Origin of the sequence: Vibrio sp. Vb0304 (assembly GCF_033338995.1) — a bacterium.
In the GTDB taxonomy this organism is placed as follows: Bacteria; Pseudomonadota; Gammaproteobacteria; order Enterobacterales; family Vibrionaceae; genus Vibrio; species Vibrio alginolyticus.
This window is the reverse complement of sequence record NZ_JAWOTT010000379.1, coordinates 1-1,024: the sequence shown is the minus strand read 5'-3', so window position 1 is coordinate 1,024 and position 1,024 is coordinate 1. Positions and strand designations below refer to the sequence as shown.

Annotated in this window: 1 protein-coding gene; it reads right to left on the bottom strand. The window is 42.9% G+C overall.

The window, feature by feature from the left end:
* Positions 1-844: 844 nt before the first annotated feature.
* Positions 845-1,024: c-type cytochrome (locus tag R7P35_RS26385; RefSeq protein WP_411978902.1), on the bottom strand; the 180-nt coding region annotated here is incomplete at its 5' end.

Sequence of the window (1,024 nt, the reverse complement as noted above, 5' to 3'; positions counted from 1 at the left end):
AATAGTGACGAGTATGCTGATTGTGGCATAAAGGACAGGTATGCATGCTGACTTCCTCAAACAGGGATGCGAAACATACCAGAAAGTGGACTCAGATTGGAGAGGTGCTGAATACTTTTTCAGCAGTTTTTGTTAAAAAACTTTGTTTAAGAACCCATCGAAAGGCATCAGTGTAGTAATCCCTCTTCAGATTGGTGGTTGCCGAGAAAAAACGGCATAAAAACAGCGACAGTCAAACTGTCGCTTTCTAAGTGCCATCAAGTGGCGAAACTGTGTTGCACGCATTTAGTGCACCAAGAATCCTTTTGTTTTTCGTGCTTTCCTTGCCAAAAAGTGTTGTTTTTCATCTTCCTGATGAGTTTTGGCTATCCCTTTACTTCCTGTCTTCTGAGCAACTTCCTGTGCCTGATCCTTTCCACTGTCTTAACCATAAGACGAGATGACCATCCGTATCGAGCAGGCTCCTTGCCTACCTAATTCCGTTTTCCGATCACCAAGCTATCCTAGCTTGCGTCCATGAAGACCTTGAATCCGTGGTCTGAAATCCTGCAATTCACCCCCTGTGAACGCTTTCTACTTTACGTAATCCCGACGCACTCACAAGTTAGCAGTAGGAAATATTAGCGATGATTTTTTCGCAAAAATAAAAAACATCAATTAATCAAAAGGTTAAAAATAAGAAGAAGACATTCGCAATCGAAGGTATGGCAAATGTCTTACAAGCTTTCGAGCAGATATCGATGACACCCTCAAAAATCACGTGTGAGCCACATCACCAACAAAAATGCCCCAGCGAAATCGCTGGGGCATTTTTGTACAACTTTGCTCGAACTATGTAGGGGTATCAGTGCAGACCGCCAACGTATTTCGACAGAACTTCGATATCTTCATCTGTCATTTTCTTCGCGATGTCACGCATCATGGCATTCATATCGTTGCCACGGTTACCATCACGGAATTTTTCTAACTGAGCTTTGATGTAGTCAGCGTGCTGACCAGAAATTTTAGGGAAACCTGAAAGCTC